This window comes from SAR324 cluster bacterium, assembly GCA_029245725.1.
In the GTDB taxonomy this organism is placed as follows: domain Bacteria; phylum SAR324; class SAR324; order SAR324; family NAC60-12; genus JCVI-SCAAA005.
Map to the genome: position 1 here is coordinate 1 of JAQWOT010000310.1, position 5742 is coordinate 5742.

6 protein-coding genes are annotated in these 5742 nt (G+C 46.0%); 1 reads left to right on the forward strand and 5 read right to left on the reverse strand.

The annotated features are described in order from the left end of the window. Positions 1-11 precede the first annotated feature (11 nt). Positions 12-233, reverse strand: coding sequence for a hypothetical protein (locus P8O70_16475; GenBank protein MDG2198439.1), 222 nt, complete (start codon positions 231-233; stop codon positions 12-14). A 73-nt stretch (positions 234-306) separates the two neighbouring features. Here P8O70_16475 and glpK point away from each other — a divergent pair, with 73 nt between their 5' ends. Next, the gene (glpK, locus tag P8O70_16480; protein MDG2198440.1) at positions 307-1809 is read left to right on the forward strand and encodes a glycerol kinase GlpK; all 1503 of its coding nucleotides are present in this window, start codon (positions 307-309) and stop codon (positions 1807-1809) included. A 266-nt stretch (positions 1810-2075) separates the two neighbouring features. Here glpK and P8O70_16485 read toward each other — a convergent pair whose 3' ends face one another. From P8O70_16485 to P8O70_16500, 4 genes are all read right to left on the reverse strand, one after another. Next, complete coding sequence (locus P8O70_16485; GenBank protein MDG2198441.1) at positions 2076-2849, reverse strand: adenosylcobinamide-GDP ribazoletransferase; 774 nt, start codon at positions 2847-2849, stop codon at positions 2076-2078. Beyond that, positions 2840-3961 carry a nicotinate-nucleotide--dimethylbenzimidazole phosphoribosyltransferase gene (gene cobT, locus P8O70_16490; GenBank protein ID MDG2198442.1) on the reverse strand — a complete coding sequence of 374 codons (1122 nt, stop codon included), beginning with the start codon at positions 3959-3961 and terminating at the stop codon, positions 2840-2842. Before cobT ends, P8O70_16485 begins: the two co-directional genes overlap by 10 nt. Further along, positions 3906-4682, reverse strand: a complete 777-nt coding sequence (locus tag P8O70_16495) for an enoyl-CoA hydratase/isomerase family protein (protein ID MDG2198443.1) — start codon at positions 4680-4682, stop codon at positions 3906-3908. The genes cobT and P8O70_16495 overlap by 56 nt, the downstream gene beginning before the upstream one ends. A 2-nt stretch (positions 4683-4684) precedes the next feature. Continuing rightward, positions 4685-5742 (reverse strand): hypothetical protein (locus P8O70_16500; GenBank protein ID MDG2198444.1); only part of this gene is annotated, 1058 nt, incomplete at its 5' end.

Below are 5742 nucleotides of genomic sequence, written 5' to 3' on the forward strand. Positions count from 1 at the left end.
GGTCATACTATTCAACTTTGTAACAAAAAAAAGATTACTATTTTTGCTGATGCCATTTTTGTAAGTGGCAATCTTGTTCCAAATTCTGAACTACTTTTTTCTGCTGGGCTTACTGTTGAACCAAATGCAACCCCACCTCCCTTAAATTCTGAAGGACGGATTCTTAATTCTGCTGTTTTTGCTACTGGCAATGTTATTGGCTCTTCTTTTGGAGGGCAAAGATCATATTTCAATGGTCTCAGTGTCGCAACATCCGTGGCTAACTTCCTTCAAATTTAGAAGTTTGGATTTCCCTGCTGAGTTAAAGTGAAAAATCTGTTTCTTGCAATTGACCAAGGCACCACAGGTACCACCTGTATCCTTTTTGATGAACAATGGCATTTACTTGGCCATGGGTACTTGGAACACACTCAGTTTTTTCCTAGGCTTGGCTGGGTTGAACATGATCCAATTGAGATATGGAATAATGTTCTAAAGTCTGTCAGTTTGGCGCTGCAATCTGGTGGTCTTAATGCTCAAAATATTAGAGCGATAGGTGTTGACAATCAGGGTGAAACTTGTCTTGTCTGGGACCGTTCTTCTGGATTACCTGTGTATAACGCAATTGTCTGGCAAGATCGTCGGACTGCTGAAGCAGCTACAAAATTACGTTCTGAATGTGGGGAAATGATACACCAGTCGACAGGTCTTCATGTTGATGCGTATTTTTCTGCTCTAAAAATTCTATGGATTCTTGACCACATTCAAAATGGTTGGCAACGTTTTTATAACAAAGAGCTACTTGTTGGAACGCTTGATACATGGATAATCTGGAAACTGACTCAAGGAGAATCTTACGTAACTGATCCTTCGACCGCTTCTCGTACGATGCTTTATGATCTTTTTAAGGGTTGTTGGGACGAAGTTCTTACTGAGAAAATGCAGCTTTTTTCTTCATTTTTGCCTAGGATTCAGGAGACTGCATCTATCTTCGGTTACACATCCAAAAATTCTTTTTTCGGTGTTGAAGTACCAATCAGTGCCAGTGTCGTTGACCAAGCTGCCGCCTTATTTGGACAAACATGCTTCGAGTTGGGTTCAATAAAAACTACTTATGGGACTGGATGTTTTACACTAATGAATATTGGTCAACAGCCTCAACTATCAAAGAATGGTCTTTTGACTACAGCTGTCTGGGATCTTGGTGGCAGAGTTTCTTATGCCCTTGATGGTGGAGTTTACATCGCAGGAGCTGCGGTTCAGTGGCTTCGAGATGGTCTCCGTATTATCCGAAATGCGCAAGAAACTGAGTGGATTGCTGAGTCGGTAGAAGATTGTGGTGGTGTTTATTTTGTTCCTGCCTTTGTGGGTTTGGCGGCCCCTTATTGGGACCAATACGCACGAGGTACAATTGTTGGACTCACTGGTGGGGCGACTTACGCTCATATCGTTCGTGCCACTCTTGAATCGATAGCTTTCCAAGTGGCAGACAATCTTGAGGTCATGAAAACGGATTCTGGGATAGAATTTGATGTTATGCGAGCTGATGGTGGTGCAGTGCAAAACAAATTCTTGATGCAATTCCAGGCCGACATACTTGGGATTCCTGTTGAGGTGCCCGAAATTCATGAGACAACAGCTCTGGGCTCTGCTTTTCTTGCTGCTATCGGAATTGGAGCAGTTACTGACACAAAAACTTTGGAAGAAAATTGGAAACTTTCTCGTCGATATGAACCCACTATTTCTAGTGATGAGCGTTTTGAAAAAATATCACAATGGAAAAGGGCGGTAGAACGTTCGAGGGAATGGGATCTCAATCGGAATAGTTAAATTAGTAATTAATCTGATGCGCTTATGCCGTTTTGAATAAAAATAGTAAGTTAGTGTGGACTATTTGAGACTTAATTTCACCTAAGATTGAAAAATTTCTAGTTCTGCTTGAAGTTGCCTAATGTCTATTTTTGAATCAGGAGGTAGCGCTTCAGGCAAAAAATGTACTCGAGTCAAGTGGGTCGATTAGAGTTCGAGTTAATTGAAACACTTCTAATTCATTAAATTAGGAAGTGGTGCAAGCTTTCATTACGCAGTTGCGAAATCTAGAAGAGCGCAAGCCATAGCACGACAAAGAGTTCAAGGATTTGTTCTAAAGCTCCCAGGCAATCACCAGTATAGCCTCCGAGTCGCTTGTTGAGATAGCGACGCACCAACAGTACGATCACGAAGCCTCCCACCAGAAAACCCAGTAGGAAAATACCTTCGACCAGCAAAGCTGCCAACACAACAGAGGCCAAGCCTGCAAACAGTAGTCGCCATGGAGAGTGAGGTGCAGCTAGTAGCCGCATCTTGCTATGTTCGTCACGCTGTACGTAGCTACTGACATTCTGTAACAGCACGGCTCCAAAGCGGGGATAGCTGTGCATCAGCACCAGGGCTAGGGGAATCTGACTGGGCTCCAGCAACAAAAGTGCGTTGCCCTTCAGCAGAAAACTAGTGATCAGACCGAGTACGCCGAAGGTGCCCAGATACGAATCTTTCATGATTCGCAGCACCTGATCCGTAGTCCAGCCTCCTCCCATCCCATCACAGAAATCAGCGAAGCCATCCTCGTGAAAAGCCCCAGTGACCCAGATACCAAGAGCCAAGGTGCCCCAAATAGCCAAGCCAGTGCCCCACAAGCCCTGCAAACCCAGAAAAGCTAGCGCACAGATGCCACCGATCAGCCAGCCTACCCAGGGCAGATAGCTGGAGGCCCGTTGCATCTGAACAGTGGAATAGGCAACGTGAGGAGTTGGTAAGCGAGTGAAGGACTTGACGGAGAGCCAGAACGCTTGCCATTCACGATCCAGCAAGTCAGGGATATTCAGGGACATGCCTGACTGACTCCGGCAGATTCGAAGGAAGCCATTTCATTGAGGAAGCGCACTGCAGACTCCAACAAGGGTAACGCAAGGGCCGCACCGGAACCTTCTCCGAGGGCCAGGTTCAAATCCAGTAAGGGGGTCGCGCCGATGGCATCCAGCAGATGGCGATGGCCCAGTTCTCGTGAACAATGGGCAAAAATACAGTAGTCAATCAGGTGTGGATAACTCAACAGGGCAGGCAAAAGGGCAGCTGAGACAATAAATCCATCCACCAATATTGTGATCTGCAATTCTGCTGCCTGCATCGCAGCTCCACAGAGCATCGCTAATTCGAAGCCCCCAAAAGTAGCGAGAACCTCCCAGGGATTCTGAATATCCTGATGGAATTCAAGGCCTTGCTGCAGCAGATGTTGCTTGCGCGCTAGCCCCGATTCATCCAAGCCCGTACCGCGTCCAAGGCAATCTTTCAAGGATACGTTGAGTAAACAGCTGGTCAGCAGACTGGCGGAAGAGGTGTTGCCAATGCCCATTTCTCCGAGACTAATCAGATTCCCTCCCTGTGCACGATAATCCCGAATCAACTGAGCTCCCACCGAGATCGCTTGAATACATTGGTTGGGCGTCATGGCCACTTCTGTAAGGAAATTACGCGTACCTTGAGAAATTTTTGCTGAGATGAGGTTTGAATTAGAAGGCAACTCGCCACAAACTCCAGCATCAATGATTTTCCAGTCCCAGCCGTTTTGTCGACAAAATACGTTGACTGCAGCTCCTCCACTGAGGAAATTCAGGACCATCTGGCGGGTGACTTCCTGGGGATAGGCGCTGACTCTGCTCTCGGCAATTCCATGGTCTGCAGCGAAGAGAAACAGGGTAGGATTTTTGATTTGAGGGGTCAGGTTCTGCTGAATTTGACCAAGCTGTAGCGCCAATATTTCCAGTTGTCCCAAGGCGTGGAGTGGCTTGGTTTTCTGGTCAATTTTTAGTTGAAGAGCTTCCTGTTGTTCTGTGGAACGAGGTGAAATCCGAAATGCTGAGCTGAGTGTGTGGAGATCTGTAGAAATTTCAGGCAAAGCGTGGGGACCGTTTTTCGAGGAAAGCAGACAGTCCTTCTTGTCCATCAGAATGCTCAACAGTGCGAACCAGGTTCTGACGTTCGTGTTCCAGTTGGGTTTCGAGCGGAGTGTTCCAGGATTCGTTGAGCAGTTGTTTAACAGTTGCAAATGCGTGGCTGGAGCGGTCAGACAAACGGCTTGCCCAACTCAGGGTCTCTGCTGTGAGTTGATCAGGAGACACAACTCGGTTGACCAATCCCCAGTTCAGTGCTTGTTCTGCGGAGATCCATTCATCTAATGCTGCAATCTCCAGGGCACGTCCAAGTCCAACTAAACGTGGAAGGAACCAAGTTCCTCCGCCATCCAAACAGAGTCCCTGACTGGTGAAGGCTTGTTTCAGACGCGCTGTCTCGGCCATCAGTCGAAAGTCGCAGGCCAGAGCGAGGGAGAAACCGCCTCCGGCTGCAGTTCCATTGATGACTGCCAGGATAGGCTTAGGAAAGCGACGGATTTCAGTGATGCAGAGGTGAACACGAGTAGCCAACTCATGAAAGGCCATACTGGGACCCTGTGGATGTGCACTGATCCACTTCAGGTCACCTCCTGCTGAAAACACAGTACCCTCTCCGGTGATGGCCACTATCTTTACAGATTCATCCTGTCGGAGTTGAAACAGGTGTTCCAACAATTCTCTGGCCATCTCTCGCGTGAAGGCGTTGCAGGCCTCAGGTCGTTGGAGATGGAGCCAAGCCAGAGAATCCTGTTGTTCCAAACGTACTGGGCTCATCGTCAATTCAGGTTGAGATGCTTCAGGGGCACACTCTGAATTTTAAGCCCATCATAGTTGCTGTCATCGCTGGAAGAATTAGAGAATTCGAGGGAGTAATCTTGGTCATTTGCTGTGGAACCATCAGCGAGTCCAATTAATTTGATGGTCTGGGGTTGAAACCAGTTGCTGGTAGTGAAGGTTAGGAAGCTACCTTGCGTGATGACAGCCTTGGTTGTATCTGTCGAAGAAGTACTGATGATCACATCAGCTTTGGGCTTGCTTTTGAGTTGAATGGTAACCTGTGCATCTCCACCAGCTTCATCAGTTTGTTCGTCTAATGCGTACACTATAAATCCAGCCTCCGTTGAGTCTAGGCTGATGAAGCGGACAATCCGCTCTGGGGTGGTGTAATTAGGATCTGCCTTTTGAAACGTCTTATCTGCAGCGCCTATTACCACTTCAAATTGTTGACTATCATCAATTTGGTAGTCGTCTATCCCAGTAACTCTAATGGTTTGAGGAGTTTGCCAAGTAGTACTATCAAAAATGAGTATTGAGGGAGATACGCGGCCTTCTGAGGCATCGCTTGTGCTCAAGGGTAGGAATACCTCTTTACCTGAGCTTGGTTTGCTTCTCAATTTAACTGTAAACTCTTGTTGTGCTCCAGACTCGTTAATGTATTCGTTTTTGGGCATATAAATCAGAAGATCTTGGAGTTCATCATCTTGGTAGTAAACAGGAATTTTATTTTGGAAATAAGAGTTGTTAATATCTGTAAATGAAGAAATATTGGAATAGACAGGATCGTTCGTGTTGAGGGTAATACTCAAGTTATCTGAGATTGAAGCTATTGATTTATTTGTAACCGTAATTTCTTGAAATTCACTCCATTGCTCAGAACTAAGAGTTAGTGTTTTAGGAGAGGTAATAAAATTATCTGTAGATCCAAAATCCAACAAAACTTCATTTTCAGGCTCGGAAAGTAATCTTACTCCAAGTGTAGTCTCATCTTGGAAAGTGGAGGTAGCGAGGAGGTTTTCGTCAGACATGCCAAAATTGAATTCAATTCCTGATTTAT